This is a genomic window from Variovorax soli (genome assembly GCF_031454625.1).
Taxonomy (GTDB): domain Bacteria; phylum Pseudomonadota; class Gammaproteobacteria; order Burkholderiales; family Burkholderiaceae_C; genus Variovorax; species Variovorax soli_A.
This window is the reverse complement of record NZ_JAVDRF010000002.1, coordinates 607751-634725: the sequence shown is the minus strand read 5'-3', so window position 1 is coordinate 634725 and position 26975 is coordinate 607751. Positions and strand designations below refer to the sequence as shown.

General features: G+C 68.5%; 22 protein-coding genes. 8 read left to right on the top strand and 14 right to left on the bottom strand.

Translation table 11 applies throughout. The features are described from left to right. The first annotated feature begins 204 nt into the window (after positions 1–204). Positions 205–3990, top strand: a complete 3786-nt coding sequence (locus tag J2739_RS06970; RefSeq protein ID WP_309899886.1) for a hypothetical protein — start codon at positions 205–207, stop codon at positions 3988–3990. A 35-nt stretch (positions 3991–4025) separates the two neighbouring features. Then, on the top strand, positions 4026–4946 hold the full coding sequence (locus J2739_RS06965) for a hypothetical protein (protein ID WP_309899884.1): 921 nt from the start codon (positions 4026–4028) through the stop codon (positions 4944–4946). Between the two features lie 20 nt (positions 4947–4966). Here J2739_RS06965 and J2739_RS06960 read toward each other — a convergent pair whose 3' ends face one another. The 3 genes from J2739_RS06960 to guaB form a co-directional block, all read right to left on the bottom strand. After that, positions 4967–8152 carry an ATP-binding protein gene (locus tag J2739_RS06960; protein ID WP_309899882.1) on the bottom strand — a complete coding sequence of 1062 codons (3186 nt, stop codon included), beginning with the start codon at positions 8150–8152 and terminating at the stop codon, positions 4967–4969. 207 nt (positions 8153–8359) lie between these two features. Further along, on the bottom strand, positions 8360–9973 hold the full coding sequence (gene guaA, locus J2739_RS06955; protein WP_309899880.1) for a glutamine-hydrolyzing GMP synthase: 1614 nt from the start codon (positions 9971–9973) through the stop codon (positions 8360–8362). 8 nt (positions 9974–9981) lie between these two features. Beyond that, the gene (gene guaB, locus J2739_RS06950) at positions 9982–11451 is read right to left on the bottom strand and encodes an IMP dehydrogenase (protein WP_309899878.1); all 1470 of its coding nucleotides are present in this window, start codon (positions 11449–11451) and stop codon (positions 9982–9984) included. A gap of 148 nt (positions 11452–11599) precedes the next feature. On the opposite strand from guaB, the gene J2739_RS06945 reads away from it, so the two are divergent. Then, complete coding sequence (locus tag J2739_RS06945) at positions 11600–12136, top strand: DUF4124 domain-containing protein (RefSeq protein WP_309899876.1); 537 nt, start codon at positions 11600–11602, stop codon at positions 12134–12136. A gap of 11 nt (positions 12137–12147) precedes the next feature. On the opposite strand, the gene J2739_RS06940 is transcribed toward J2739_RS06945, so the two are convergent. Beyond that, positions 12148–12480 (bottom strand): RnfH family protein, encoded by a 333-nt coding sequence (locus J2739_RS06940; protein WP_309899874.1) that lies wholly within the window; start codon positions 12478–12480, stop codon positions 12148–12150. Beyond that, complete coding sequence (locus J2739_RS06935) at positions 12480–12926, bottom strand: type II toxin-antitoxin system RatA family toxin (protein WP_309899872.1); 447 nt, start codon at positions 12924–12926, stop codon at positions 12480–12482. Before J2739_RS06935 ends, J2739_RS06940 begins: the two co-directional genes overlap by 1 nt. A gap of 159 nt (positions 12927–13085) precedes the next feature. Here J2739_RS06935 and smpB point away from each other — a divergent pair, with 159 nt between their 5' ends. The 5 genes from smpB (at position 13086) to J2739_RS06910 (ending at position 15919) form a co-directional block, all read left to right on the top strand. After that, complete coding sequence (smpB, locus tag J2739_RS06930) at positions 13086–13562, top strand: SsrA-binding protein SmpB (RefSeq protein WP_068685526.1); 477 nt, start codon at positions 13086–13088, stop codon at positions 13560–13562. A gap of 23 nt (positions 13563–13585) precedes the next feature. Next, positions 13586–14164 carry an LbetaH domain-containing protein gene (locus tag J2739_RS06925; protein WP_309899871.1) on the top strand — a complete coding sequence of 193 codons (579 nt, stop codon included), beginning with the start codon at positions 13586–13588 and terminating at the stop codon, positions 14162–14164. A gap of 57 nt (positions 14165–14221) precedes the next feature. After that, on the top strand, positions 14222–14731 hold the full coding sequence (locus tag J2739_RS06920) for a sigma-70 family RNA polymerase sigma factor (protein WP_309899868.1): 510 nt from the start codon (positions 14222–14224) through the stop codon (positions 14729–14731). Positions 14732–14742: 11 nt separating this feature from the next. Then, the gene (locus tag J2739_RS06915; protein WP_309899865.1) at positions 14743–15465 is read left to right on the top strand and encodes an anti-sigma factor family protein; all 723 of its coding nucleotides are present in this window, start codon (positions 14743–14745) and stop codon (positions 15463–15465) included. Positions 15466–15529: 64 nt separating this feature from the next. After that, positions 15530–15919 (top strand): COG4315 family predicted lipoprotein, encoded by a 390-nt coding sequence (locus tag J2739_RS06910; RefSeq protein WP_309899863.1) that lies wholly within the window; start codon positions 15530–15532, stop codon positions 15917–15919. Between the two features lie 20 nt (positions 15920–15939). On the opposite strand, the gene J2739_RS06905 is transcribed toward J2739_RS06910, so the two are convergent. The 9 genes from J2739_RS06905 to J2739_RS06865 all read right to left on the bottom strand — a co-directional run bounded on the left by J2739_RS06905 (position 15940) and on the right by J2739_RS06865 (position 26967). Next, on the bottom strand, positions 15940–16383 hold the full coding sequence (locus tag J2739_RS06905) for a hypothetical protein (RefSeq protein ID WP_309899861.1): 444 nt from the start codon (positions 16381–16383) through the stop codon (positions 15940–15942). Between the two features lie 74 nt (positions 16384–16457). Continuing rightward, on the bottom strand, positions 16458–17399 hold the full coding sequence (locus J2739_RS06900; protein ID WP_309899859.1) for a DMT family transporter: 942 nt from the start codon (positions 17397–17399) through the stop codon (positions 16458–16460). Further along, positions 17362–19197 (bottom strand): translational GTPase TypA, encoded by a 1836-nt coding sequence (typA, locus tag J2739_RS06895; RefSeq protein WP_309899857.1) that lies wholly within the window; start codon positions 19195–19197, stop codon positions 17362–17364. The genes J2739_RS06900 and typA overlap by 38 nt, the downstream gene beginning before the upstream one ends. Beyond that, positions 19194–20138 (bottom strand): tRNA pseudouridine(55) synthase TruB, encoded by a 945-nt coding sequence (truB, locus tag J2739_RS06890; protein ID WP_309899855.1) that lies wholly within the window; start codon positions 20136–20138, stop codon positions 19194–19196. Before truB ends, typA begins: the two co-directional genes overlap by 4 nt. Positions 20139–20140: 2 nt before the next feature. Then, entirely contained in the window at positions 20141–20512 is a 372-nt protein-coding gene (gene rbfA, locus J2739_RS06885) for a 30S ribosome-binding factor RbfA (protein WP_068685509.1), read from the bottom strand. Positions 20513–20539: 27 nt separating this feature from the next. Continuing rightward, positions 20540–23458 (bottom strand): translation initiation factor IF-2, encoded by a 2919-nt coding sequence (infB, locus tag J2739_RS06880; protein WP_309899854.1) that lies wholly within the window; start codon positions 23456–23458, stop codon positions 20540–20542. Between the two features lie 24 nt (positions 23459–23482). Beyond that, a complete protein-coding gene (nusA, locus tag J2739_RS06875) occupies positions 23483–24967 on the bottom strand; it encodes a transcription termination factor NusA (RefSeq protein ID WP_309899852.1) in 1485 nt (494 codons plus the stop codon). Between the two features lie 17 nt (positions 24968–24984). Beyond that, a complete protein-coding gene (gene rimP, locus J2739_RS06870; RefSeq protein ID WP_309899850.1) occupies positions 24985–25608 on the bottom strand; it encodes a ribosome maturation factor RimP in 624 nt (207 codons plus the stop codon). Between the two features lie 153 nt (positions 25609–25761). Further along, complete coding sequence (locus tag J2739_RS06865) at positions 25762–26967, bottom strand: YbfB/YjiJ family MFS transporter (protein WP_309899848.1); 1206 nt, start codon at positions 26965–26967, stop codon at positions 25762–25764. Positions 26968–26975 lie beyond the last annotated feature (8 nt).

Genomic DNA, 26975 nt, shown 5'->3' with positions numbered 1-26975 from the left:
CGGGCGCAGGACACCGGGAGACACCTCTCCCCATCCGGGAGGATGCGGTGTTTGGACGACGGACGGTATCGTGCGCCTGCTGTCACGCAAGGCCTGGGCGGGCCTTGCACCCAACGGCGGCCGCGCACGAAAATCCGAACCACTTCATGGCCTCGCATGGCGTACCGCGGCGCGCCGGGCGGCCGCCCACCGGAGGAGGCAACAATGCGAGCAGAACTGGTGATCAAGGGCAGGAGCCTGACCGGCTCGAGCGACCTGACACTTCTGGCGCCCATCAAGCCCGGCCTCGTGCCCTCGCTGGAAGCCATCACCTACAAGACCCGCGCCAAGCGTCTGCTCAAGACGCTGCAGGGCGGCCGCGCCTCGCTGCACGAATACGCCCTGCTGCGCCCCATCTCCGACGCCGTCGAGCGCGTGGCCAAGATCCACTCCTTCCGCGTCGCGGTGCTCGAGCCGGAGGACAAGGTGCTGCTGGCCGTCACCTTCGACGGCACCTGGGAGGCTTACATCCGCGTGCTGTGGCAGAAGGTCGGCACCCTGCTCGACGTGATCTTCTGCAACACCGAGGGCTATGTGGTGTCGCACGACGCGGGCTTCGACGCCTGGGCCGGCTGGGTGCGCAAGGTGCAGATCGAGACCGCCTTCTACTACAACACCCATGGGCTGACGGTCGAGGATGCCCGCTATCTGCGGGACGAGGAACGCCTGCATCGCCAGCCGCCGGCGCCCTCCTCGCCGGACGCGCAGGCCGAGGCACTCGCGGCAACGCGCCTGCGCGTGCGAACCCCCGAAGAGATCGCGTGGAAGGCGGCCACCGGGAGCACGGAGCTGGCCGTCGACGCGAGCCGCCAGGCCTTGCAGTCGCTGGCCGTGCTGTTCCGGCTCACCGACATGTACCTGCCGGGCACGCCCGACGGCCAGGTCCTGCAGCGGGCCGCACGCGACATCCTGCGCGAGTTCGTGTCGCTGATGGAGGACGCGGACCTGCCCGAGCAGCTGAAGGAAGGCATGAAGGTGCGCTTCGAACGCCATCTGCGATGGCTGATGCCGGCGGACGATCCGGCGGTCACGCGGCCGCGCGAGGTGCCCGCGCTCCCGCAGACGGCCCAGGTGGACGACCCCGCCGACGTCCAGGGCGGAATCCTGCGGCCGTACGAAAGCATCACCCATGGCTGCCTGCTGCTGGTCGCCTTCGACAAGCGCGGCGCCGGCGCGGGGCTGCTCGACGAGCTCGGCAAGATGCTGACGACTGCCACCGGCCAGCCTCCGGCCGGCCAGCCGATCGTCAATGTGGCGCTCACCTATGAGGGCCTGCGCTTCCTCGGCATGCCGGAGGAGCAGCTGGCCTGGTTCCCGCAGGAGTTCCGCGAGGGCATGGAGGCGCGCGCCAGCATGCTGGGGGACTTCCGCGCCAACCATCCGCGCCGCTGGCGCCTGCCACAGCGTATCGCGCAGGCCGGCGCCCCGGCACGCGACGCATCGGTCGAGATGGCGGCCGTCCACCTCGTCATCCAGCTGCGCATCGGGATTCCGGGCAACGACGTGAGCGACCCCATGGACGCGAAGCATCCGCTGAACGGCGCGATCCGGAAGCTCTTCGGCGATCCCGCCCAGGGCGGTACACGCGCGGACGTGCGCCTGCTCGCCATCGAACCGCTGCGCCGCTACCTCAACGACAAGGACCGCATCCAGGAGCATTTCGGCTTTGCCGATGGCGACGGCCAGCCGGTGCTCGATGCCGTGCCGAAAGGCGCCGTCTACCGCAACCAGGTCCAGCTGGGCGAGCTGCTGCTCGGCTATCCGAACGAAGCGGACCCGAAGCCGCAGGGTGACAGCGAAGCGGAGCGCGAGCGCCTCGACTTCTTCCACAACGGCAGCTTCCTGGTGGTGCGCAAGCTGCGGCAGGACGTGGCCGCGCTCTACGAAACCGTGCGCCGGGCCAGCCGCGATACCGGGCTCGGCGAGGACCTGATCTTCGCCAAGCTGATGGGACGGCACCGGAACGGCCGGCCGCTGATCGATGCCGAGGCGATCAACGACTTCGACTATCGCGGCGACGCCGAGGGCAAGGTCTGCCCCTTCCACGCGCACATCCGCCGCGCCAACCCGCGGCAGGACGAGACGCCCGACGCGCCGCAAGACCCGCCGGGGCGCCGGCGCCCGCGGCTGATGCGCCGGAGCATGTCCTATGGTCCGCGCTATGCGTTCCCGGAGGCCGTCCCGGAAGGCGGCTACCTGGACGACGGCCAGGAGCGCGGCCTGATGTTCATGGCCTACAACGCCAGCATCAGCGAGCAGTTCGAGGTGATCCAGCGCTGGCTGGTCGGCGGCAACAGCGCCGGCAACTTCTCCGGGCAGAGCGATGTGCTGCTCGGCGTGCCGGAAGTGGGCGAGAACCGCAGCTACCGATTCGAGCATCCGGTGGATGGCGTGGCGCGCAGCCATCGCATCGCGCTGGACGAGGCGCCCGGTCTCACCGAGGAGTCGCGGCCCTACGTGCGCGTGGAATGGGGGGCCTATCTGTTCACGCCATCGGTGAAGGCGTTGCGGCAGCTCGTCCGCCTGGCCGCCCTCGGTCCGCGCGCCCTGCCCGTCTGGTCGGCCGACGAAGGCGAGCAACGCATCCAGGCGCTGCTGCAGCTCGATGGGGCGCCCTGTCCCGAGGCGGCCGTCCGGGCCTGGAAGAGTGCGCTCGAAGACCCGGAGGCGCAGGAGAAGTTCATCAGCGCCGGAATCTGGGCCGCCATCCGCGAGCGCCACGCCGGCGTCCTGCGGACGCCCTACGGCGTGCTGGTGGCCGATCGCGAGCGCGTGCTGGAGGTGCTCGGCGACGACCGGCACTACACGGTGGCGGGCTACCGCGAGCGGATGGACGCATCGATCCGGCAGATCTACCTGGGCCTGGACCGCGACGGCAGCGGCGAGTACGAACGGCAGTCGAGCGAGGTCAACAAGGCGATCGGCCGCATCGACGAAAAGAGCGCCTTCCGATCGGCCTTCGACTTCACCGGCCGGGTGCTGCAGGGCTTCATGGAGGCCGAGAAGAACATCGCCCCGATGCTGCGCCGCAGGCGCTGGGAGCTCAACCTCGACGTCAAGGAGATCAGCGACAAGGTGCTGGCGCTGCTGTGCCAGGAATGGTTTGGCCTGCCCGCGCCGAGGCCCGGCGAGCCGACGCCGCCGCTGGTGCCCGGCAGCTGGCGCTGGGACTGGAAGGAAGGCGACGCCGCCATCTATCCGAGCCAGTTCACCGCGCCTTCGCGCTACATCTTCCAGCCCCGCCCCAACGACCACGTGAAAGCCTACGGCGAACGGTACGGCAAGGCATTGACCGAATCGCTGCATGCCTTCATCCGCCCCTTCCAGGAAGGCAAGTCCGTGCCGAAGACGCCGCAGGGAGAGGACGCCGTCCTCGCCTCGGCCATCCTCGGCGCCTTCCCCGACGCCAAGGTCGACGACGATTTCATGGCCCGCACCTTCGCCGGCGTGCTGATGGGTTTCCTGCCCACCGTCGACGGCAACCTGCGCCTGTCGCTCAACGAGTGGCTGCGCGACGGCACCTTCTGGGCGCTGCGCACGGCCTGGGCGCAGCGCACCGAGGTGGATGCCTACGACAAGGCGAAGGCGCTGCTCGAGCGACCATTGAAGGAGGTCATGCAGCTGCGGCCGTCGCCGGAACTCGTGTGGCGCCGGGTCAAGGGCGGCGGCGCCCGCATCGGCAGCGAAAAGCTCGTCGACGGCGACACCGTGGTCCTGTCGCTCGTCTCGGCCACGCAGCAGAACCTGCGCGAAGACAAGTTCGACGTGACGCCGATCTTCGGCGGCATGCGCACCGACGACGGAGCGCATCCGGCGCATGCCTGCCCGGGCTACCACGCGGGCATGGGCGTGCTGCTGGGCATGCTGGCCGCACTCGCGGACGTGAAGGAACGGATGCGGCCCAGCCCGGCGCCGCTGGCCTTTACCTTCGAGGGCCGCCTCGACGGTTGAACGTCACAGCAGCAGCGGCTGCAAAGGAGCGCGACATGGGCACGTACGACAAGGACCAGCCGGCGATCGAGCGCGGTCGGCGGCTCGGCGATTTCCTGGTGGAGGGGCAGCGCCGGAGGCTGGCGCGCGGCGTCGGGGTCGCGCCGCTCGCCGTGGCGCAGAAGATGCTCCTCGCGGTCGGCGACTCCTGGTTCGCCTACTGGCCGCGCGGAGATGTGCTCGACGTGCTGGAGCGCAAGTTCCACTACACCGTGGATTCGCGCGCCCGCGCCGGCAGCACGCTCGCGGAGATGGTGTTCGAGGTGCCGCCGGGCGACGTCCTCCCCGACCTCGACGACACGACCCGCGGCGAACAGCTGAAATGGCTGACCGCGCGCATCCAGGGCCTGAGCCCGGACGAGAAGAGCAGCCTGAAGGCCATCCTGCTCTCGGGCGGGGGCAACGACGTGGTGGGGGACAAGCAGACGCTCAAGTCGATGATCCATCCGGCGGCGGAGGGCCACGCACAGCCGGTCAAGGAGGAGATGCTCCTGAAGATCGTCGACGGCCGCCTGCGCGAGCTGCTGACCGTCATGCTCTCGGCCATCTCCACCGTCAGCCTCGCCTCCGTCGGGCGCAAGGTGCCGATCCTGATCCACGGCTACGACTACCCGGTGCCCGATGGCCGCGGCGTCTTCCTCAACGTCTGGCTGAAGCCGGGCCTGGTCGAGCTGGGCTACGACGCACTGGAGGATCGCAAGAAGATCCTGAAGACGCTGATCGACCGGCTCAACGCCATGCAGATCGCGCTCCTGCAGAACCCCGAGTTCCAGCACGTGCTGCATGCGAACCTGCGCGGCACGTTGTCCACGCTGGACGCGGACTACCAGGAGTTCTGGCAGAACGAGCTCCATCCCACCATTCCGACCGGGTTCGGGTTGGTGGCCGACAAGGTGGCCGCGAAGATCCCCGTGTGACCAGGGCCTGTCAACAGGCCCTAGAGCATGTCGCGCGTGCGCTCCGCGCGCTCGAGGTGCCAGCGCATGCCCATGCGCTCGAACGCCGTGCAGGCCGCATCGAGCAGCCGCTGGGCCTCGGCGACGCGGCCTCGGCCCACTTCGATCTGCGCACGGCACAGCTGGTTCACCGCCGCTTCGTGCGCAGAGCCGCGCGCCTGCGCCGAGCGCTCGGCCCCGGCGAGGTAGTGCTCCGCGCGCGCGAAGTCGTTGAGCTTGGCGGCGGCGCGGGCCAGGGCACGGCAGCCCAGGGCCTCGCCGATGCGGTCTTGCTGGCGCACCCGCATGAACAGCCTCGCCGCGTGGCGCCGCGCCTCCTCGGTGCGGCCGGTGGCGACCGCGCCGTCGACCAGCCAGCCGTGGTTCAGCGAGGTGGCAAGGCCACCCTTGCGCGCGTCGATCCACGCGGTCGCATCGCGGACCGCCTGCAGGGCGTCCGGGTCGCGCGTGAGGGTCCACTGCGCGTAGCCGGCCAGCGCACGGCCCATGGCGAGCTGCTGGCGGCTCTTCACGTGCTCGGCGATCTCCGACGCGCGCTCGGCCACGCGCAGCGCCTCTTCCCAACGCCCCTGCCACAGGTAGACCACGCTGATCCAGTGCCGCACCGAGGCCGAGACCTGGTGCAGCGAATCGCCCACCAGGTGCAGGGCTTCGGCGAAACACGCATCGGCCTGCGCGAAGTGCCCCTGGTCGCCCAGCAGGTAGCCCTTGCAGGCCAGCGCATAGGCCGAGCCGACGGCCAGGCTGCTGCCGGGACGGCTCTGGCGCCGCTTGCTGTCCACCGCGGCGTCCAGCAGCACCAAGGCCCGGCGGTAATCGCCGGCGGCCAGCAGCGCCTGGCCGAGCGTGGCGCGCACCTGCGCGGCGAGCCGCGCATCGCCGATCTCCGTGGCGAGGTCCAGCGCGGCTTCGCCATGCGCGATCGCTGACTTCGACATGCCCTTGGCATAGCAGATGTAGCCGAGCCAGTAGGAGGCGCGCGCGATGGCATCCATGCTGCCGCTCTGGCGCGCCAGCGTCAGGCCGCGCTCGAAGATCGCCACGCCGTCTGCCAGCCCCAGCGGATCGAACACGCAGGCCATGCCGAGCTTCTGCGCGATCGCGCACCAGCGCAGCGCCAGCTCGCGCGAGGGCGCGCGCGGGGGCGTTGCGTCATGGCCTTCGCCATGGCGAGGAGGAGCAACGCCAGCACGTGCTCCGGGCGCAACGCCGGCATCGGGGTATCGATGCGACACCAGTCCATCCAGTGCCGTCAGGGCGGCCGAGTACTGCGCCCGCGCACGGTCCAGTGCCGAGGCGGCCATGGCCTTGTCGCCGGCCCGCTCGGCATAAAGCGCCGCCGGCTCGTCCAGCGCCGCGGCGGCGCAGTGGTAGGCCAGGGCCTCGTAGAGTTCCTCCCGGGCCGCCCCTTCGCCGCGGCTCTCGAGCACCTGCGCGATGCGGCGATGCATCTCGCGGCGCCGGTGCAGGCCGACCGCCTCGTAGATCACGTCGCGGGTGATGCCGTGCTTGAAGCGCAGCGTCCCGGGCTGCTCGCCCGCGAAGACGAAATCCTGCTCGGCCAGCGCCACGACCAGCGGATCGTCCGCGCCATGCCCGGTGAGCTGCTCCAGCAGCCAGACCGGGAAGACGCCGCCGATGACGGCCGCGGCGCGCAACAGTTCGGCTTGCTCGGGCGGCAGCCGCTCGACGCGCGACTCGATCAGGGCGGTGAGCCAGGCCGCGCTGCCCAGCCGAAGCTCGCGCAGCCACTGTGCTCCCTGCGCCGAAGCCGAGTGGCACAGCTCCTCGATGAACAGCGGGATACCCCCGGCATAGCGCTGGATCTCGGCCACCACGAAGGGATCGGCACCCGGCAGCAGGTGGCGCGTCGCCTTGGCCGCCTCGTCATCGTCCAGCGGCTGCAGCTCGAGCGTGGTGACGGGCGCGAGGAACAGGCTCTCACCCACCGCCGCCCGCGTGGCGGCGACGACGAAGATCGGGCCGCGCAGCGACAGCACCGCATCGAGGGCCTGCTGGCTGGCCTCGTCTGCCCATTGCCAGTCGTCCACCACCAGCATCAGCGGCTGGCGCGCCGCGAGCCGCTGGAACAGGCTTCGCAGCGCCGGCACCGCGGCACCGGCACTCGAGGGGGCGCGCGCCTCTTCGCGCGGCGCCACGAGCTGACGCGCCTGGGCCAGCACGGCCGCGCCGCCCTCTTCCTGTTCCAGCGCCGCCAGGAGCGGATGGGCCTGCGCAGGCTCTGCCGGCAGGCCCGGCGAGAGGCCGAACAGCGTGCGCAGCATCTGCAGAAAGGGCTGCAACGGTTCCGCGAGATAGGTGCCGCAGTAGCCCTGGAGCGTGAGGCATTCGCCGGCGGCGGCATGGCGGCGCAATTCGTCGATCAGGCGCGTCTTGCCGACGCCGGGGCCACCCGACGCGACGACGCACTGCGCATCGCCGGCGATCGCCATGCGCAGGCGGTCGCGCAGCAGGCGCAACGCCGCCTCGCGGCCGACGAAGGGGCAGAGGCTGCGCCGCTCCATGGTTTCGAAGCGCTGCGGCGCCGGGGCACGGCCCAGCACCCGGCGCATGGCGAGGGGCTGCGCGCGCCCCTTGAGCTGCACCAGTGCCGGCTCGCTGCAGGTGAAGAACTGGACATGCGGCCCGAGCGTCTCGTCGCTGACGCAGATGTCGTCGCGCTCGGCAAGGTCCGACAGGCGCGCGGCGATGTTCGGTACGTTGCCCAGCAGCTCGAAGCGGCCGCGCTCCACGTCGCCCTCCGAAAGAAGGACCAGCCCCGCGTGAATGCCGGAATGCAAGGTGAGCGCACCGGCCGGGAATCGGGCGCCCGCGATGCCCATCCGGCTCACGGCCGCGTGCAGTTCGAGCGCGGCCTCGGTCGCGCGGCGTCCGTCGTCCTCGCGCGTCTCGGGGTAGCCGAAGAAGGCCAGCACGCCATCGCCCTGGATCCGGGCGATGTTGCCGCCGTGGCGCGGGATGATCTCCCGGCAAAGGCGGCGCAGCTGGGCGAGCATGCCGGCGTAGAGCTCGGACTCCATCAGCTCGCCGAGGCGGGTGGAGTCGGAGAGGTCCGAGAAAAGGATGGTCAGGTACCGGCGCCGCCCGGGGGTCTCGTCGGTCGGGTCATCCTCTGCTGCGGGATCTTCTTCGAAGGGTCGGGGCATGGGTCAGGGCCGAGGGAGAGCGTGCGGTCGGCGCCCGCCTGCGCTGCGACGCCGAAACCTAGTACCTTCGTAGTCTAGGCTGTCGCCCCACGATTGGAAGCGCGGGGTATCCCACAAAAGCGCTACGCAGTCCAGCACGCCGGCGACCGGCTGGTGCTGCCACGGCCCTCGGGCACCTGGCGCTGCCGCCAGCGTCCAGGGCTTTCCTCACTCCCACTCGATCGTCGCTGGCGGCTTGCTCGACACGTCGTAGGTCACGCGATTGATCCCGCGCACCTCGTTGATGATCCGCCCCGACACCTTCTTGAGCAGCGCATAGGGCAGCTCGGCCCAGTCGGCGGTCATGAAGTCGCTGGTCTGCACCGCGCGCAGCGCAACCACGTAATCGTAGGTGCGGCCGTCGCCCATGACACCCACGCTCTTCACCGGCAGGAAGACGGTGAAGGCCTGGCTGGTCAGGTCGTACCAGCTCTTGCCGCTCGACGCGTCCTTGAAGTTGCGCAGTTCCTCGATGAAGATCGCATCGGCGCGGCGCAGCAGGTCGGCGTACTCCTTCTTCACCTCGCCGAGGATGCGAACGCCCAGGCCGGGTCCCGGGAAGGGGTGGCGATAAACCATCTCGGGCGGCAGGCCGAGCGCCACGCCGAGCTCGCGCACCTCGTCCTTGAACAGGTCGCGCAGCGGTTCCAGCAGCTTCAGCCCCAACTGCTCGGGCAGGCCGCCCACGTTGTGGTGGCTCTTGATGGTGACGGCCTTCTTGCTCTTGGCGCCGCCGGACTCGATCACGTCAGGATAGATCGTGCCCTGCGCCAACCACTTCGCCCCTTTGGCCCCGGCGCTGGTGAGCTTGGCGGCCTCCTGCTTGAACACCGTGACGAACTCGCCGCCGATGATCTTGCGCTTGGCCTCCGGATCGCTCACGCCGGCCAGCTTGCCGAGGAAGAGCTCGCTGGCGTCGACACGGATCACCTTCGCATGCAGCTGACCGACGAACATGTCCATCACCAGGTCGCCCTCGTTCAGCCGCAGCAGGCCGTGGTCGACGAAGACGCAGGTGAGCTGGTCGCCGATGGCGCGGTGGATGAGCGCCGCGGCCACCGAAGAATCGACGCCGCCCGACAGTCCGAGAATCACTTCCTCGTCGCCGACCTGCCGGCGGATCGCCTCCACCGCCTCCGCGATGTGGTCGCGCATCACCCAGTCGGGCCTGGCACCGCAGATGCCGAGCACGAAGCGTTCGAGGATCGCCTTGCCCTGCTGGGTGTGCGTGACCTCGGGATGGAACTGCAAGGCATAGAAATGCCGTTCTTCGTCGGCCATGCCCGCGATCGGGCAGCTATCGGTCGAGGCCATCAGCCTGAAGCCAGGCGGCAGCTCGGTCACCTTGTCGCCGTGGCTCATCCAGACGTTGAGCATGCCGTGCCCCTCGTCGGTGGTGAAGTCGGCGATGTCGCGCAGGAGCTCGGTGTGGCCGCGCGCACGCACGGCCGCGAAGCCGAACTCGCGCTTGTGGCCGCCTTCGACCTTGCCGCCCAGCTGGTGCGCCATGGTCTGCATGCCGTAGCAGATGCCGAGCACCGGCACGCCGAGCTCGAACACCGCCTGCGGCGCCTTGTCGGTGGATTCCTCGTAGACGCTCGCATGGCTGCCCGAGAGGATCACGCCCTTGAGCGTGCCGTCCTTCGCATACTCGCGGACCCACTCGTCGCTGACGTCGCAGGGATGGACTTCGGAAAGCACGTGCGCCTCGCGCACGCGGCGGGCGATCAGCTGCGTGACCTGGGAACCGAAGTCGAGGATGAGGATTTTCTGATGTTGCATGGGCAGACTTATTCCGCCCGATAGTTCGGCGCTTCCTTGGTGATCTGCACGTCGTGCACGTGACTCTCGCGAATGCCGGCCGTGGTGATCTCGACGAACTCGGCCTTGTTCTTCATGTCCTCGATCGTGGCGCAGCCGCAGTAGCCCATGCTGGCGCGCAGGCCGCCGGACATCTGGTAGATGATCGAGACCATCGAGCCCTTGTAGGGCACGCGGCCTTCGATGCCCTCGGGCACCAGCTTGTCGGCGTTCGGATTGCCGGTGGTCGACTCCTGGAAGTAGCGGTCGGCGCTGCCCTGCTGCATGGCGCCGATGGAGCCCATGCCGCGGTAGCTCTTGTAGCTGCGGCCCTGGAACAGCACGATCTCGCCGGGCGCCTCCTCGGTGCCGGCGAACATGCCGCCCATCATCACGGTGCTGGCGCCGGCCGCAATGGCCTTGGCGATGTCGCCCGAATAACGGATGCCGCCGTCGGCGATCAGCGGGATGCCGCTGCCCTGCAACGCCGTCGCGACGCTGTCCACCGCCATGATCTGGGGCACGCCCACGCCGGCCACGATGCGGGTGGTGCAGATGGAGCCCGGACCGATGCCGACCTTGACCGCGTCGGCGCCCGCATCGGCCAGTGCGCGCGCGGCATCGCCGGTGGCGATGTTGCCGCCGATCACATCGACCTGCGGATAGTTCTTCTTGACCCAGCGCACGCGCTCGATGACGCCGGCGCTGTGGCCGTGCGCGGTATCGACCACGATGGCATCGACGCCGGCCTTGACCAGCGCCTCGACGCGTTCCTCGGTACCCTCGCCCACGCCCACCGCCGCACCCACGCGCAACCGTCCGCTGGCATCGCGCGCGGCGTTCGGGAAGCTGGTCTGCTTGGTGATGTCCTTGACAGTGATCAGGCCCTTGAGCTCCCAGGCGCTGTTGATCACCAGCAGGCGCTCGAGCTTGTGCTTGTTGAGCAGCGCCTTGGCCTCGGCGAGCGTGGTGCCGTCCGGCACGGTGATGAGCTTCTCGCGCGGCGTCATGATCTCGCTCACCGGCACGTCGTAGCGGTTCTCGAAGCGCAGGTCGCGGCCGGTCACGATGCCGACCACCTTGCCGCCGTCCACCACCGGGAAGCCGGAGATGCCGAGCTCTTCGGACAGCTGCATCACCTGCAGCACGGTGTGGCTCGGGGTGATCACCACCGGATCGCGCAGCACGCCGGATTCGTAGCGCTTGACCTTGGCCACGTGCGCGGCCTGCTCGGCGGGGGTGAGGTTCTTGTGCACGATCCCGATGCCGCCTTCCTGCGCGATGGCGATCGCGAGGCGGGCTTCGGTCACCGTGTCCATGGCCGCGGAGACCAGGGGCAGGTTCAGCGTGATGTTGCGGGAGAACTTGGTGGCGAGGGAGGTGTCCTTGGGCAGGACCTGGGAGAAGGCTGGCACCAGCAACACGTCGTCGAAGGTGAGCGCTTTGCCGAGAAGGCGCATGGGTGAAGCTCCAAAAGACGGATTGTAACGATGGCGCCATGCCCGCCCGGCGCGCGGGTCCATCCTGATGTTGGTCAATTGCCTCGCGAATCCCGCGAAAGCGCGACGCAAGACGTTGCAAAACGTAAGTCGAAGCTAAACTGCCATCATGAAGCTCGCGCACCTGCTCGTTTTCGGATCGGCCTGCCTCCTCACGGTCACGGCCGCCCAGGCCCAGTGGCAATGGATCGACCAGAACAACAAGAAAGTTTTCAGCGACACCGCGCCCCCGCCGGACATTCCGGAAAAGAACATCCTCCGCCGCCCCGGCCCCGCGCCTTCGACACGCGCCACCTTCAGCCCCGTGCCAGGGGCCGCACCCGATGCGGGTGCCCAGGCTGCAGCGTCGACCGCTGCGCCCCGGCCCGCCAGCAGTCCCAAGCCCGCTGGCATCGACAAGGAACTCGAGGAGAAAGCCCGCAAAGCCGAGGAAGCCGAGAAGGCCAAGCAGGCTGCCGAAGCGCAGAAGGTGGCGCAGGCCAAGACCGAGAACTGCCAGCGCGCACGACAGGGCAAGGCCACGATGGACAGCGGCATGCGCGTCGCCCGCCTCAATGCGCAGGGCGAACGCGAGATCATGGACGACAAGATGCGCGCCGCGGAGAACCAGCGCCTGCAGTCGGTGATCGACAGCGACTGCAAATAACCGGCGCGGCGTCAGTACCCCGGCTTGCCGCCCTTGCGCCGGCGTGCAAAGAGTCCCGTCCCCCTCGCCCCCTGCTGCCGGAAGCGCTCGCGCCGCGCGATCTTCGGATCGACCGTGAGCGGACGGCACAGCTCGATGCGATCGAGCGCCTGCACCCGCTGCTCCCATTCCACGGCCCGGCCCCAGATGCCGGGCGTCAGGTCTTGCCAGGCCAGCTGCGGATAGCGCGCGGGCAGGCTGCTCGCCTGCACCGCTTCGCGCACGGTGGTGCCTTCTGCGACGCCGAGTTCCTCTTCGAACACTTCGCGCGGCCCCGGCGAATACGCGACCGTCACCTGGAGCATCAGCTCTGGCCGTAGATGTGCTCGGCGCGCTTGACGAACGCTTCGACGAGGTTCGACGCGATCTTGTCGAACACCGGCCCGACCAAGGCCTGCAGCGCGAAGTTGCTGAAGCCGTAGCTGAGGTTCAGCTCGACGCGGCAGGCCCGCTCGCCCTCTTCCCCCACGGGCGTGAACTTCCAGACGCCATCGAGGTTGGAGAAGGGCCCGTCGACCAGCCGCAAATGCACCTCGCGCCCCGGCACATGGGTATTGCGGGTGGTGAAGCTGTGGTGGAAGCCGCTGAAGGCCAGGCCGACCTCGGCCGTCATGCCCCCTTCGTCCTGTTCGATCACGCGGGCCTTGTCGCACCACGGGAGGAACTCGGGATACCTCGCCACGTCGGTGACCAGCTTGTACATCTCCTCGGCGCTGTACCAGATCAGGATGGACTTGTGGACTGCTTTCATGAAAAAGAATCGGAGGCTGCTTTGGATTGTATGAAGGCCGCCGCGGCCCGCCGCCGCGGTTGCGGCCGACCCGAGGGGCACGGCTTCATTTCATAGAATCGCGCGAGTGCGTGCGTTTGACCGTTGTGTGGATGCCATGCGCCCCTACATAACGAAGCCATGGCCACCAAGAAACAAGACACCTCCTCCAGGATCGCGGACAACAAGAAGGCCGCCTACAACTATTTCTTCGAGGAGCGCTTCGAGGCCGGCATGGTGCTGGAAGGCTGGGAAGTGAAGTCCCTGCGCGAGGGCAAGGTGCAGCTGACCGACGGCTATGTCGTGATCCGCGACGGCGAACTCTTCGTCATCGGCTGCCAGATCAATCCGCTGAAGTCCGCCTCGACGCACATCAACCCCGACTCGGTGCGCACCAAGAAGCTGCTGCTGCACAAGGAACAGATCCGGCGCCTGGTCGGCAAGGTCGAGCAGAAGGGCTACACCCTGGTGCCGCTCAACCTGCATTGGAAGGCCGGCAAGGTGAAGTGCGAGATCGCGCTGGCCAAGGGCAAGGCCGAGCACGACAAGCGCGACACCATCAAGGACCGCGAAGGCAAGCGCGAAGTCGAGCGGGCCATGAAGAGCCGGCACCGCTGACCGGCCCCGAAAGGAACGACGCCATGGCCGCCCAACCCCTCGACGCCGAGCAAACCAATCCCCTCCAGGGCGGCCCCAGCTTTTCGCTGCGCAACCGCCTGCTGCGCGCGGCCTGGAACGTCAGCTGGGCGCTGCTGGCCTCCTGGACACCGCCGCAGATGCGCTTCTGGCGGCGCTTCCTGCTCAAGCTCTTCGGCGCGCAGTTGGGCGAGGCTTGCGACGTGCGCGGCAGCGCGCGCGTCTGGTATCCGCCCCACTTGCACCTGGCGGACCGCGCCCTGCTGGCCGAGCGGGTCAATTGCTACAACATGGCGCCGATCACGCTGGGGCGTGCCGCGCTGGTCTCGCAGGGCGCTCACCTGTGCGCCGGCACCCACGACATCGCATCGGCCACCTTCCAGCTGAAGGCCAGCCCCATTACCATCGGCGCTGGCGCCTGGATCGCGGCCGAGGCCTTCGTCGGCCCTGGCGTCGAGGTGGGCGAAGGCGCCGTCCTCGGCGCACGCGGCGTGGCCTTTCGCTCGCTCGAAGCCTGGACCGTCTATGGCGGCAACCCGGCCAAGGCGATCAAGCCGCGGGTGCTGCGCGCCGCCGAGCGCTGATCGAATTTTTTTCTCGGCGCCGGGAATAAGCTGCGGCTTCCCGGCGTTCATGCAGTGATGGATTCACGCGCGCTCATCGACCAGATCCCCAGCCTCAGGCGCTATGCACGCGCGCTGACCGGCGACGCCTGGGCGGCCGATGACCTGGTCCAGGACACACTGGAGCGCGCCTGCCACAAGTGGCAGCTGTGGATCGTCGGCAGCGACCTGCGGGCCTGGCTCTTCACGATCATGCACAACGTGTTCGCGAGCCAGGTGCGGCGCGCGCCGCCGCGCGCCACGGTGGACATCGACGAGGTCGCTGCGCAGCTGCCCGGCGCCGACGGCGCCCGCGACCGCGCCATCGACCTGCAGCGCTGCCTGCTGCTGCTGCCCGAGGAGCAGCGCGCCGCGCTGTTGCTGGTGGCCCTGGAAGACATGTCCTATGCCCAGCTCGCCCGGGTGCTGAACGTCCCGCTGGGCACGGTGATGTCGCGGCTGGCCCGGGCGCGCGTACGCCTGCAGGACCTGATGGAAGGCGCCCCGCCGCCGGCAGCGGGCCGTGCCGGCTTGCGGCGTCTCAAGTGAAACGCATCGCCATGAAGCCGCCCTCTTCCTCGACGCCCGACACCGATCAGCCCGCCTGGCGTGCCCAGCGTGACGCGCTACGCCGGCTGCATGGGGAGGTCCTCGACGAGCCCATTCCGCCTTCGCTGCTCGCGGCGGCGGAGATGGTCGCGGCGCGCCAGAGCCAGCATGCGCGCTGGATGCGATGGAGCGGCATCGCGGCAGGCTTGCTGGTGGCCTTCGGCGTCGGCTGGCTGGGGAGCCTGGCGTGGGAGAACCAGCGCACGGCCTTGCGGGCCAGCGCGCCCGCGACCCGGGAGTTCGTGCATGCCGCCACCGTCGCACATGCCGTCTATGCGCCGGAGAAGCGCCACCCCGTCGAAGTGGCCGCGACGGAGCAACAGCATTTGGTGCAGTGGCTCTCCAGACGGCTCGACAAGCCGCTCAAGGTGCCCGATCTGTCGGCGCAGGGCTACGCGCTCGTCGGCGGCCGTCTGCTGCCCGGTGTCGAGGGGGCACGGGCACAGTTCATGTTCGAGCGCGGCGACGGCGAGCGCCTGACCCTCTACATCGGCAGCCTGAACGCCGGTTCGGCGCCGCAAGGGCGGGCGGGAGAAAGCGCATTCCGCTATTCGCAGGAAGGAGCGGTGCGGAGCTTCTATTGGGTCGACCAGGGATTTGGCTATGCACTGACGGGCAACCTGCCCCGCGAGGTGCTGCTGAACCTGGCCGGCGCGGTGTACCGCCAGCTTTAGGCCGGGACGCCATGCCGCCGCAGCCTTTTTCAACCTGTTTGTTCAACGAAGGAGAAACGTCATCATGAAACTGCTCAGCGCCTCGATCCTCGCGGCCGCCCTGCTCGCCGGCTGCGGCGGCATGTCCAGGACCGCATCGGTGCCGGACACCCCGACCCGCACCGCCGACGGCGTGCTGATCGGTCCGACCGGCATGACGCTCTACACCTTCGGCCGTGATACCGCGGGCAGCGGCAAGTCAGCCTGCAACGGGCCCTGCGCAACCAACTGGCCGCCCCTGATCGCGGCCGACACCGCCAAGCCGATGGGCGCCTACACCATCATCGTGCGCGAAGACGGCAAGCGCCAGTGGGCCTACAAGGGCTGGCCGCTCCATTACTGGTCCAAGGACATGAAGGCCGGCGACAAGACGGGCGACGGCTTCAACAACGTCTGGAAGGTCGCACGGCCCTGACCGGCTCGGGGGTTCTGCGCTCAGCAGTTCCCCTTCTTGGCTTGACCCGGTGGGCAGTGGTAGCCGCCGTGGCGACCGTCGTCATGGCCGCTATGACCATGACGATCGTCATACCGGTCGTCATCCCGGTCTTGCCGGTAGGCACGTCCCTCGGCACGGCGCCAATTGGGCTCGTCCCAGCGCCAGCCTCCATCCGCACGCACCCAGCGGCCGGGTGCATAGACATAGTCCGGTCGCGCACGCTCCCAGTACCCTGCGCGCCAGCCATAGGCGTTCTGCTGCCAATGCCAGTTGCCCGGCACCCAGACGAAGCCGGCGCGCGGCGCCGGCACGACCTCGTAGCGCGGTGGCGGCGGCGCCACCGTGATGAGGCCAGGCACGTTGATGTTGACAGACACCTGTGCCGAGGCCCCGACGGATGCCGCAGCCGCCACGGCGGCCAGCAAGATGGCGGAAAGTCGCATTGCAATCTCCCTCATTGGATGGAACACCTTGAACGCGCCAGATCTCGAGCGCGAAACAGGTAGAAGCCCGGATGCTAACGGGTTCCGGGCAGCGCCACGGCCGCCGCACGCCGGTCGCGCAGGCCGAGGCATTCGTTGAACCCCAGCGCGCCGATCACCAGCGCGCCGCCGGCCAGCACGCTTGGCAACGGCTCTTCGCCGGCGCCGATCCAGGCCAGGGTGATGCCGAAGATGATCTCCAGCAGCGCCAGCAAGGCCACCTCCGGCGCCTTCAGCACCCGTGCACACAGCACGGAGAGCACGCAGGGAATCGCGAGCTGGAACAAGCCCAGGAAGGCCAGCAAGCCGACGTCGTGCGCATTGGCCTGGAAGGGCCAGGCCAGCGGCAGCGTGAGCAGCGTGGACATCGCGGCGCCCACCAGCACCGACGGCACCAGGTCCACATCGTGACCCTTCGCATGGGCATGCTGCACCACCGTCCAGTTGCAGGCGCCGGCCAGCGGTACGCACAGCGCCACCAGCGTCCCGGCCAGCAGCCCGTCACCCAGCTGGGTGCCGTACATCCAGCCGATGCCGAGACCGGCCACCACGATCGCCACCCAGGTGCGCGGCGGCAGTCGGTGGCCGATGAAGATGCGTGCCGCGAGCGCCGTCAGCAGCGGCCCGAGCGCCATGGTCACCAGCACGTTGGCCACGCGGGTCAGCGTGAGCGCAACCATGAATGCCGTGAACATCACGCACCAGCAGATGCCGGAGATCCAGAGCGCGCGGCCGCCTGAGCGAATCCTGGCGAACACGGCCCGGCCCTGCCAGGCCGGCAGGATCACGAGCAGCGCCGCGAAGGTGAAGAAGCTGCGCCAGAAGGTGATCTCGAAGCTGCGCGCATGCTCGAGATGGCGCGTGACCACGCCAGCCGTGGCCCACATCAGGGTCACGGCGATCATCAGCCAGACGGCGCGGCCGTGGGTGAGCACCGTTCTAGACGGTGGACTCGCGGCTTGCGCGCTTGCGCTCATGTTCCTTCAGGTAACGCTTGCGCAGGCGCACGCTCTTGGGCGTGATCTCGACCAGCTCGTCATCCTCGATGAACTCCACGCCGTACTCCAGCGTCAGGTCGATCGGCGGCGTGATCTTGATCGCGTCTTCCTTGCCGGACACCCGGAAGTTGGTGAGCTGCTTGGTGCGCGTGGCATTGACCACCAGGTCGTTGTCGCGGCTGTGGATGCCGACGATCATGCCCTCATACACCGGGTCGTTCGCCCGCACGAACATGCGGCCGCGATCGTCCAGCTTGCCGAGCGCATAGGTGAAGATCTCGCCGTCGTCCATGGAGATCAGCACGCCGTTCTTGCGGCTGCCGATCTCGCCCTTGTGCGGCTCGTAGCTGTCGAAGATGTTGGAAATCAGTCCCGAGCCGCGCGTCAGGTTCAGGAACTCGTTGGTGAAGCCGATCAGGCCCCGCGCCGGAATGCGGTATTCGAGGCGCACGCGTCCGCGGCCGTCCGGCTCCATGTTGACCAGCTCGCCCTTGCGCTCGCCCAGCGCCTGCATCACGCCGCCCTGGTGCTGGTCCTCGATATCGGCGGTCACCATTTCGATCGGCTCGTGCCGGACACCGTCGATATCGCGGAACACCACGCGCGGCTTCGACACTGCCAGTTCGTAGCCTTCGCGGCGCATGTTCTCGAGCAGGATGGTCAGGTGCAGTTCGCCCCGGCCCATGACCTCGAAGACGCCCTCCTCGTCGGTCTCCTTCACGCGCAGCGCCACGTTGTGCTGCAGCTCCTTCTGCAGGCGGTCCCAGATCTGGCGGCTGGTGACGAACTTGCCTTCGCGGCCGGCCAGCGGGCTGGTGTTGACGCAGAAATTCATCGTCAGCGTCGGCTCGTCGACCTTGAGCATGGGCAGCGCCGTGGGGGTCACCGGATCGGTGACGGTCACGCCGATGCCGATGTCGGCGATGCCGTTGATCAGCACGATCTCGCCCGGGCCGGCCTCGGCGGCCTGCACGCGCTCCAGCCCCTGGAAGGTGAGCACCTGGTTGACCCGGCCCTTGAAGGACTTGCCGTCAGGGCCTTCCATCACGACCACGTCCATCATCGGTCGAATGGTGCCGGCGTTGATGCGGCCGACACCGATGCGCCCCACGAAGGTCGAGAAGTCGATCGCCGAGATCTGCAGCTGCAGCGGCGCATCCGGGTCGCCCGCGTGGGCCGGCACATGCTTCAGGATGGTGTCGAACAGGGCCGACATGTCGGGGCCCCACTGCTCGCCCGGCGCACCCTCCTCCAGCGACGACCAGCCGTTGATGCCCGAGGCGTAGACCACGGGGAAATCCAGCTGCTCGTCCGTTGCGCCCAGCTTGTCGAACAGGTCGAAGGCGGCGTTGACCACGTGGTCGGGGCGCGCGCCGGGCTTGTCGACCTTGTTCACCACCAGGATCGGCTTGAGGCCGAGGGCCAGCGCCTTCTTGGTGACGAAGCGGGTCTGCGGCATCGGGCCTTCCTGCGCGTCGATCAGCAGCACCACGCCGTCCACCATGCTCAGCGCACGCTCCACCTCGCCGCCGAAGTCGGCGTGGCCGGGGGTGTCCACGATGTTGATGTGCATGCCCTTCCAGGTCACGGCGCAGTTCTTGGCCAGGATCGTGATGCCGCGCTCTTTTTCGATCGCGTTGTTGTCCATCACGGTGTCGACCACTTTCTCGTGTGCCGCGAAGGTGCCGGACTGGCGCAGCAGTTGGTCGACCATCGTGGTCTTGCCATGGTCCACGTGGGCAATGATGGCGATGTTGCGGATCTGGTTGGTGCTCATGGTGTGGCTTCGGTCAAAAGTGTCTGCTGGATTTCGATGGGGTTCAGCAAGCGCCCCGGAATGAGTTCGCCGGCCTTGACGTGGCCCGTGCCGAGGAAGGCGGGCGGGGCCTCGCCGAAGACGGCGACCTCCGCGGCGTCGGGCCAGGGGCCGCGGCGGCGCAGGCCCGACAGAAAACGTGCCGCATCTTCGGCGCCGAGGATGACGTGGGTGTGGCCGGCGACCAGGGCCTCCGTCGGCAGCAGTTGGTCGAGACGCTGCGCCTCGCTCATGGTCTCCAGGGCTTCCAGCGTCACGCACCGGGAGACCTCGAATCCGCCCGTGGCCGTGCGGCGCAGTGCGCTGAGATGAGCGCCGCAGCCCAGCGCCGCGCCGATGTCCTCGCCGAGGGTGCGGATGTAGGTGCCCTTGCTCACGCGCGCCCGGATGCGGATCTCGTGTGCCGAGAGCCGGCTGAGCTCCAGCGCGTGGATCACGACTTCGCGCGCCGCGCGCTCGACCTCGACGCCCTCGCGCGCGTACTCGTACAGCGCCTTTCCGTCCTTCTTGAGGGCGCTGTGCATCGGCGGTACCTGGCGGATCGGGCCGGTGAACTGCGCCTGGACGCGCGCCAGGTCCTCAGGCGTGACGGCGACCGGCCGCTCCTCGATCACCTCGCCCTCGGCATCGCCGGTGGAGGTGCGGATCCCCAGGCGTGCAATGGCCTCGTAGGTCTTGTCCGCGTCGAGGTGCAGTTGGCTGAACTTGGTCGCAGCCCCGAAGCACAGCGGCAGCACGCCGGTCGCGAGCGGATCGAGCGTGCCCGTGTGCCCCGCCTTCTCGGCGCGCAGCAGCCACTTGGCCTTCTGCAAAGCCTGGTTGCTGGACAGGCCCAGCGGCTTGTCGAGCAGAAGCACCCCGTGCACAGGGCGCCGCTGCACCCGTGTGCGTGGCGCGTTCATGCTCAGTCGTCTTTTGAACGGGAGGCGACGGCCTGCGCAATCAGCGCATTCATGTCGGCGGCGCGCTCGGTGGTGCGGTCGAACTGGAAATGCAGCGTAGGCACCGTGTGGATGTGCAGCCGCTTGAAGAGGCCATTACGCAGGAAGCCGGCGGCCTGGTTCAGCGCCTCGGTGGTCTCCACCGGGTCGCCCACCAGCAGGCTGAAGAAGACCTTCGCGTGCGCGTAGTCGGGCGTGACCTCGACCGCCTGGATCGTGACCATGCCCACCCGCGGGTCCTTCAGCTCGCGCGCGATCAGTTCCGTCAGATCCCGCTGGATCTGATCGGCGACCTTGAATGCGCGATTGGGCGTGGCGGCTTTTCTCTTGGGCATGTCAGGGTTGCGTTCGGTGACTCCGATTTAAAGCGTCCGCGCAATCTCCTTGATCTCGAAGAACTCCAGCTGATCACCTTCCTTGATGTCGTTGTAGTTCTTGAGCTTGATACCGCACTCGAAGCCTTCGCGCACTTCGCGCACGTCGTCCTTGAGGCGCTTGAGAGACTCCAGCTCGCCGGTGTAGACCACCACGTTGTCGCGCAGCAGGCGGAAATGCGCGCTGCGGGTGACGTAGCCCGACGTGACGTAGCAGCCCGCGACAGTGCCGATCTTGGACGCCACGAACACGGTGCGGATCTCGGCCGAGCCGATGATCTCTTCGCGCCGCTCGGGCGCCAGCATGCCGGCCATGGCCGTCTTCAGCTCGTCCACCGCGTCGTAGATGATGCTGTAGTAGCTGATGCTGACGTTGTTGCCCTCGGCCAGCCGACGCGCGCCGGCGTCGGCGCGCACGTTGAAGCCGATGACCGTCGCCTTGGAGGCGATCGCGAGGTTGATGTCCGACTCGCTGATGCCGCCCACGGCCGCGTACACCACCTGCACCTTGACCTCGTCGGTCGAGAGCTTGAGCAGCGATTGCGCGAGCGCTTCCTGCGAGCCCTGGACGTCGGCCTTGATGATGATGGGCAGTGTCTTGACCTCGCCGCCGCCCATCTCCGAGAACACGTTCTCGAACTTGGCGGCCTGCTGCTTGGCCAGCTTGGTATTGCGGAACTTGCCGGCACGGTAGGTTGCGATCTCGCGCGCACGGCGCTCGTCGCCCATCACCATGAACTCGTCGCCCGCCTGCGGCACCTCGGTCAGGCCCTGGATCTCCACCGGGATCGAGGGGCCGGCCGCCTTGCTGGGCTTGCCATCCTCGTCCAGCATGGCGCGGACGCGGCCATAGGTCGAGCCGGCCAGCACGACGTCGCCGATCTTGAGCGTGCCGGACTGCACCAGCACGGTCGCGACCGGGCCGCGGCCCTTGTCCAGCTGCGCTTCGATCACCAGGCCCTTGGCGGCGGCATCGACCGGCGCCGTGAGCTCCAGCACCTCGGCCTGCAGCAGCACCTGCTCGAGCAGGTCGTCCACGCCTTGGCCGGTCTTTGCGGAGACCGGCACGAAGGGCGTTTCGCCGCCGTATTCCTCGGGCACCACTTGCTCGGCCACCAGTTCCTGCTTGACGCGATCGAGGTTGGCATCGGGCTTGTCGATCTTGTTGATCGCCACCACGATCGGCACGTTGGCCGCCTTGGCGTGGCTGATGGCTTCCTTGGTCTGGGGCATGACGCCGTCGTCCGCAGCGACCACCAGGATCACGATGTCGGTCGCCTGCGCGCCGCGGGCCCGCATCGCGGTGAAGGCTTCGTGGCCCGGGGTGTCGAGGAAGGACACCATGCCGCGCTCGGTCTGCACATGGTAGGCACCGATGTGCTGCGTGATGCCGCCGGCCTCGCCCGCAGCGACCTTGGTGCGGCGGATGTAGTCCAGCAGCGAGGTCTTGCCGTGGTCGACGTGACCCATCACGGTCACGACCGGTGCGCGCGGCAGCGCCTCGGCCAGCTGCGCCGACACGTCCTCGTCGGTGAAAGCTTCCGGATCGTCCAGCGCGGCGACGACTGCGCTGTGGCCCATTTCCTCCACGATGATCATCGCGGTGTCCTGGTCCAGCGACTGGTTGATGGTGGCCATCTGCCCCAGCTTCATCAGCTGCTTGATCACTTCCGACGCCTTGACGGCCATCTTGTGCGCCAGCTCGGACACGGTGATGGTCTCGGGCACGTGCACTTCGAGCACGCGCGCCTCGACCGGCGCGGCCTGCACACGTTCTTCCTGGCCGCCGCGGTCGCTGCCGCGACGCCCGCGCGGACCGCCGCGCCAGTTGCCCCGACCGACGCCGCCGCTGGCATCGCCGCGGGTCTTGATTTCCTTCTTCTTGGCGGTGTCGCCGGCCCAGCTCGAGGAGAGCTTGGCCGACTTGACTTCCTTGCCTGCGCCGGGCGCCGTGGTGCCGGGTGCGGCCGGCGCGGCGGTGCGCGCTGCCGGTGCCGTCGGCTTGTGCAGCGTTCCCTTGACCCCTGCGGCCTTGGCTTCCGGCGCCGGCTTCTCGGGCGCCTTGTGCGGCACCAGCACGCGGGCCGGCGCGTTCATCATGGCGCGAATGGCTTCTGCCTCGGCCAGCGCCTTGCGGCGACGCTCGTCGAGGTCCTTGGCGCGCGCGGCTTCCTCGTCGGCACGGGCCTTGGACTCGGCGGCCGCCTTGGCCCTGGCATCTTCCTTGACCTGGGCGGCCGCGGCTTCGGCAGCAGCCTTGCGGTCGGTCACGGCCGGTGATTCTTCGGGCGCTTCGGGCGCCCCTTCGGTCACGGCAGCGGCAGCCTTTTCCGCGGCCGCCTTCGCACGCGCGGCGCGGGCCTGCTGCTCGGCCTGCTCGGCGCGCTCGGCCTTCTCGCGCTCGCGCGCTTCGGCTTCCTCTCGCAGGCGGCGCTTCTCGACCAGCTCTTCCTCCTGGCGGCGGATCAGCTCGGCCTGGCGGCGCGCCTCTTCCTCGCGGCGCGCGAGCTCGACTTCGTCGACGCGCGGCGTGGCGGGCTCGGCCGCGACAGGCGCCGGGGCGGCGGCGACCGCCTTCACCGGCTCCGGCGTGGCCGGATGTCCCTCGTCGCGCTGGATGAAGGTGCGCTTCTTGCGCACCTCGACCTGGATCGTGCGCGCACGACCGGTCGCGTCGGCCTGCTTGATCTCGGTGGTCGACTTCTTGGTCAGCGTGATCTTCTTGCGCTCGGGCTCGACCGTGCCGTGGCTGGCCTTCAGAAAGCCGAGCAGGCGCTGCTTGTCGGCCTCGGTGAGCGCGTCGGTGGCGGCAACCTTGGGCACGCCCGCGCTCTTGAGCTGGTCAAGCAGGGTTTCGGGCGTCTTCTTGAGCTCGTTCGCGAACTCGGCGACAGTGGTACTGGACATATTGCTTTCGTGCCTCCATGACCATCACTCTTGGCCGGCGAACCAATGTTCGCGGGCCTTCAAGATGAGGTTCTTGGCTTCATCGGCGCTCTGGCCGGTGATTTCGGTGAGTTCGTCGACCGCGAGGTCGGCCAGGTCGTCGCGCGTGTGCACGCCGGCCTCGGCCAGCTTCGGAATCAGGGCGGGGTCGAGGCCCGCGAGGTCGCGCAGGTCTTGCGAGACGCTCTCGACGTTCTCTTCCCGGGCGATTTCCATGGTGAGCAGCGCATCCTTGGCGCGCGAGCGCAGCTCGTTGATCGTGTCCTCGTCGAAGCTCTCGATTTCGAGCAGCTCGGAGATCGGCACATAGGCCACCTCCTCCAGGCTGGTGAAGCCCTCGGCGATCAGGATATCGGCGATTTCCTCGTCGACGTCGAGCTTCTCCATGAAGAGCTTGCGGCTGGCGTCGGTCTCGCTCGCCTGCTTCTGGGCCGACTCGTTGGCGTCCATGATGTTGATCTTCCAGCCGGTCAGTTCGGAGGCGAGCCGAACGTTCTGGCCGCCGCGGCCGATCGCGATCGCGAGGTTCTCCTCGTCGACCACCACATCCATGGCGTGCTTTTCCTCGTCGACCACGATCGAGGACACGTTGGCCGGGGCCAGCGCGCCGATCACGAACTGGGCCGGGTCCTCGCTCCACAGCACGATGTCGACGCGCTCCCCGGCGAGCTCGTTGGTGACCGCGTTGACCCGCGTGCCGCGCACGCCGACGCAGGTGCCGATCGGATCGACCCGCTTGTCGTGCGAGAGAACGGCGATCTTGGCGCGGGAGCCGGGGTCGCGGGCGCAGCTCTTGATCTCGAGCAGGCCCTGCTCGATTTCGGGCACTTCCTGGCGGAACAGCTCGATCATGAACTCGGGCGCCGCGCGCGACAGGATGATGGGTGCGCCACGCAGCGTGAGGTCGACCTCCATGATCATGGCGCGCACGCGGTCGCCGTTGCGCAGGTTCTCCTTGGAGATCATTTCGCTGCGGCGCAGGCGCCCCTCGACGCGGCCGGCCTCGACGATGATGTCGCCCTTGTCGAGGCGCTTGACGGTGCCGGTGAAGATCTTCTCGCCGCGCGACATGAAGTCGTTGAGCAGCATCTCGCGCTCGGCATCGCGGATCTTCTGCAGGATCACCTGCTTGGCCGCCATCGCGCCGATGCGGCCGATCGGCACCGACTCCACCGCTTCCTCGATGTACTCGTCGACCTCGATGTCGGGCATCTCTTCCTTGGCCTCGAACAGCAGGATCTCCTGGTCGGGCAATTGCAGGCCGGCCTCGTCGGGCACCACGTGCCAGCGGCGGAAGGTCTCGTAGTCGCCGCTGTCGCGATCCACCGCGACGCGGATGTCCACATCGCCCTGGTAGAGCTTCTTGGTGGCTTGCGCCAGGGCGGACTCGACCGCGCCGAAGACGACGTCGCGCTCGACGTTCTTCTCGCGCGAGATCGCATCCACCAACATCAACATTTCGCGATTCATGCCACCACTCTCCTTGTTCATTCCGACGCCGTCATGTCGGGTTTGGGCCTGCGCCCCTTGAAATCCACGATCGGGGCGAGCCGCGCCTCGCGCAGTTCGTCCAGGGTGAAGCCCAGCGCCTGCATCGGGGCGGGCGCGCGCTTCTTGCTGATCTTCTGGCCGGGCTTCGGCGCCGTCTTTCCTTCGGGCTCCTGGTTCCAGACGATCTGCCAGCCCTGGGCGCCGTCGGCGCCTGCGACCCGCTCCAGCGTGCCGCGAAACTTCTTGCGGTTGGCCGCCACCTGGCCACCCGCGGCGGCGCCCATGGGCGCCTTCAGCGTGATGTCGACCACCTCGCCGATGAAACGTTCGAAATCCTGCTCATTGCGCAGCGGCCGGTCAATACCCGGCGAAGAAACCTCGAGCCGCTTGTAGTCGACGCTGTCCACCTCGAGCGCGAACTGCAGCTGGCGAGTGACCTTTTCGCAGTCTTCGACGGTGACGAAAGCCTCTGGCGTCCCCGGAGCCACCGCATCCGATGTGGGGCCGCTCCAGGGGAAATCAATCGTGACGCGCAGCAGTCCTCCCGCCGAGCGTTCGATCTCGACCAGGTCGTAGCCGAGGCCGGCCACGGTGCGTTCCACTGTCTGCTGCAATGCCACGTGCTTGAGTGAGCCTTCTGAGTGTGTGCCCGGTGCGCCGCCCGCTCGGCGCTCCGGGAAATGCTTCGACCAATAAAAAACGGGCGGTAGGTACCCGCCCGTTTGGTCGTGAGCCTCGAATTATATGCCAAACACGTCAGGAAGCGCCGGTTTCTACGCGGCGAACGCGCCTGCCGGCCGCCTGGAGCGCCACCAGACCCAGGCGAACAGCAGCGCGCCCAGCGCGAGCGCGGCGGCGGCCGCCAGCAGCGGCACGGTGAAGGAGCCGGTGCGCTGGGCCAGGGGCGCGGCGAAGAGCGGTCCCAGGATCTGCCCGACGCCGTAGGAAGCCGTCGCATAGCCGATCAGTCCGGCCGCCGCGTTGCCGCGCAGGCGACGCGCTTCCCTCATCGCGAACAGGGTGATTGCCGTGAAAGGGAGGCCCAGCAGCAGGCTGCCGAGCATGAAGCCTGCGATGCTGGGCCATGCCACCGACAACAGCACGCCGAGCGCCTGCAACGCATAGGCGAGCGCGAGCAGCAGCCGGTTGTCCCAATGCACCGGCGCCCGCGCACCGATCAGCGCACCGGGCACCACCGCCAGACCCAGCATCGGCCAGAACAGATCGGGCCAGGATGACCCCGGCAGGGCCTGGCGCGCGATCACGGGCAGGAAGGTGGCGGTGATGATGTAGCCGAAGCCCGCCAGGGCGTACAGCACGATCAGCCAGCCCGCATCGCTGCGGGCCGTGGCGCCCCCGGTTTGGGCCGCGGCCGCTGCGCCTGCGGCAGGCGCGGTAGCCTCTGAATGTGCGCCGTCGCCGAAGATGTGCCAGACGCCGGCGATCAGCAGCGCCGACAGCAGCCCGAAACCGATCCAGCCGGCTTCCGAGCCCCAGCGTCCGATCGCGCCGCCCAGCAGGCCGGTTACCGCGATTCCGATCCCGGGCCCCGTGTAGATCACGCCCTGCAGCGTCGGCGCGTGGGTTTCCGCCAACCGGCGCAGGCCCCAGCCCGAAGCGAAAACGAAGGTCCAGGCGCTCACGACGCCCGCGGCCGCGCGCAGCACGCCCCAAGCAGTGAAGTCGTCCCAGAGCCCCATGCCGAGCAGCAGGGCAGCGGTGGCGACCAGCCCGCCGCGCACCATGGCAGCGGCTTCGAGCCGGATCGCCGCACAGGACAGCGCGCCGACGAAGTAGCCGAGGTAGTTGAGCGAGGCCAGCAGCCCGCCCTCCTCCAGGTCCAGCTTGCCCTCGTGCAGCATGACCGGCAGCATGGGCGTGAAGGCGAAGCGGCCCAGGCCCATGGCGACCGCCAAGGTCACCATGCAGGCGAGCGCCGCCCGCCAGGCGTTGCGCCGGTCGCTTGCGATGGTGCTCATGGGTTCGT

Bases quoted from the DNA above. Each gene is read 5' to 3' on its own strand.
- J2739_RS06960 (WP_309899882.1), bottom strand. From the start codon at position 8,152: ATGCCCCGACCCTTCGAAGAAGATCCCGCAGCAGAGGATGACCCGACC.
- truB (WP_309899855.1), bottom strand. From the start codon at position 20,138: ATGAACGCGCCACGCACACGGGTGCAGCGGCGCCCTGTGCACGGGGTG.
- guaA (WP_309899880.1), bottom strand. From the start codon at position 9,973: ATGCAACATCAGAAAATCCTCATCCTCGACTTCGGTTCCCAGGTCACG.
- J2739_RS06900 (WP_309899859.1), bottom strand. From the start codon at position 17,399: ATGAGCGCAAGCGCGCAAGCCGCGAGTCCACCGTCTAGAACGGTGCTC.
- J2739_RS06905 (WP_309899861.1), bottom strand. From the start codon at position 16,383: ATGCGACTTTCCGCCATCTTGCTGGCCGCCGTGGCGGCTGCGGCATCC.
- smpB (WP_068685526.1), top strand. From the start codon at position 13,086: ATGGCCACCAAGAAACAAGACACCTCCTCCAGGATCGCGGACAACAAG.
- J2739_RS06865 (WP_309899848.1), bottom strand. From the start codon at position 26,967: ATGAGCACCATCGCAAGCGACCGGCGCAACGCCTGGCGGGCGGCGCTC.
- J2739_RS06920 (WP_309899868.1), top strand. From the start codon at position 14,222: ATGGATTCACGCGCGCTCATCGACCAGATCCCCAGCCTCAGGCGCTAT.
- J2739_RS06970 (WP_309899886.1), top strand. From the start codon at position 205: ATGCGAGCAGAACTGGTGATCAAGGGCAGGAGCCTGACCGGCTCGAGC.
- J2739_RS06915 (WP_309899865.1), top strand. From the start codon at position 14,743: ATGAAGCCGCCCTCTTCCTCGACGCCCGACACCGATCAGCCCGCCTGG.
- J2739_RS06925 (WP_309899871.1), top strand. From the start codon at position 13,586: ATGGCCGCCCAACCCCTCGACGCCGAGCAAACCAATCCCCTCCAGGGC.
- J2739_RS06935 (WP_309899872.1), bottom strand. From the start codon at position 12,926: ATGAAAGCAGTCCACAAGTCCATCCTGATCTGGTACAGCGCCGAGGAG.
- nusA (WP_309899852.1), bottom strand. From the start codon at position 24,967: ATGAATCGCGAAATGTTGATGTTGGTGGATGCGATCTCGCGCGAGAAG.
- rbfA (WP_068685509.1), bottom strand. From the start codon at position 20,512: ATGCCCAAGAGAAAAGCCGCCACGCCCAATCGCGCATTCAAGGTCGCC.
- J2739_RS06910 (WP_309899863.1), top strand. From the start codon at position 15,530: ATGAAACTGCTCAGCGCCTCGATCCTCGCGGCCGCCCTGCTCGCCGGC.
- typA (WP_309899857.1), bottom strand. From the start codon at position 19,197: ATGAGCACCAACCAGATCCGCAACATCGCCATCATTGCCCACGTGGAC.
- infB (WP_309899854.1), bottom strand. From the start codon at position 23,458: ATGTCCAGTACCACTGTCGCCGAGTTCGCGAACGAGCTCAAGAAGACG.
- J2739_RS06940 (WP_309899874.1), bottom strand. From the start codon at position 12,480: ATGCTCCAGGTGACGGTCGCGTATTCGCCGGGGCCGCGCGAAGTGTTC.
- J2739_RS06945 (WP_309899876.1), top strand. From the start codon at position 11,600: ATGAAGCTCGCGCACCTGCTCGTTTTCGGATCGGCCTGCCTCCTCACG.
- J2739_RS06965 (WP_309899884.1), top strand. From the start codon at position 4,026: ATGGGCACGTACGACAAGGACCAGCCGGCGATCGAGCGCGGTCGGCGG.
- guaB (WP_309899878.1), bottom strand. From the start codon at position 11,451: ATGCGCCTTCTCGGCAAAGCGCTCACCTTCGACGACGTGTTGCTGGTG.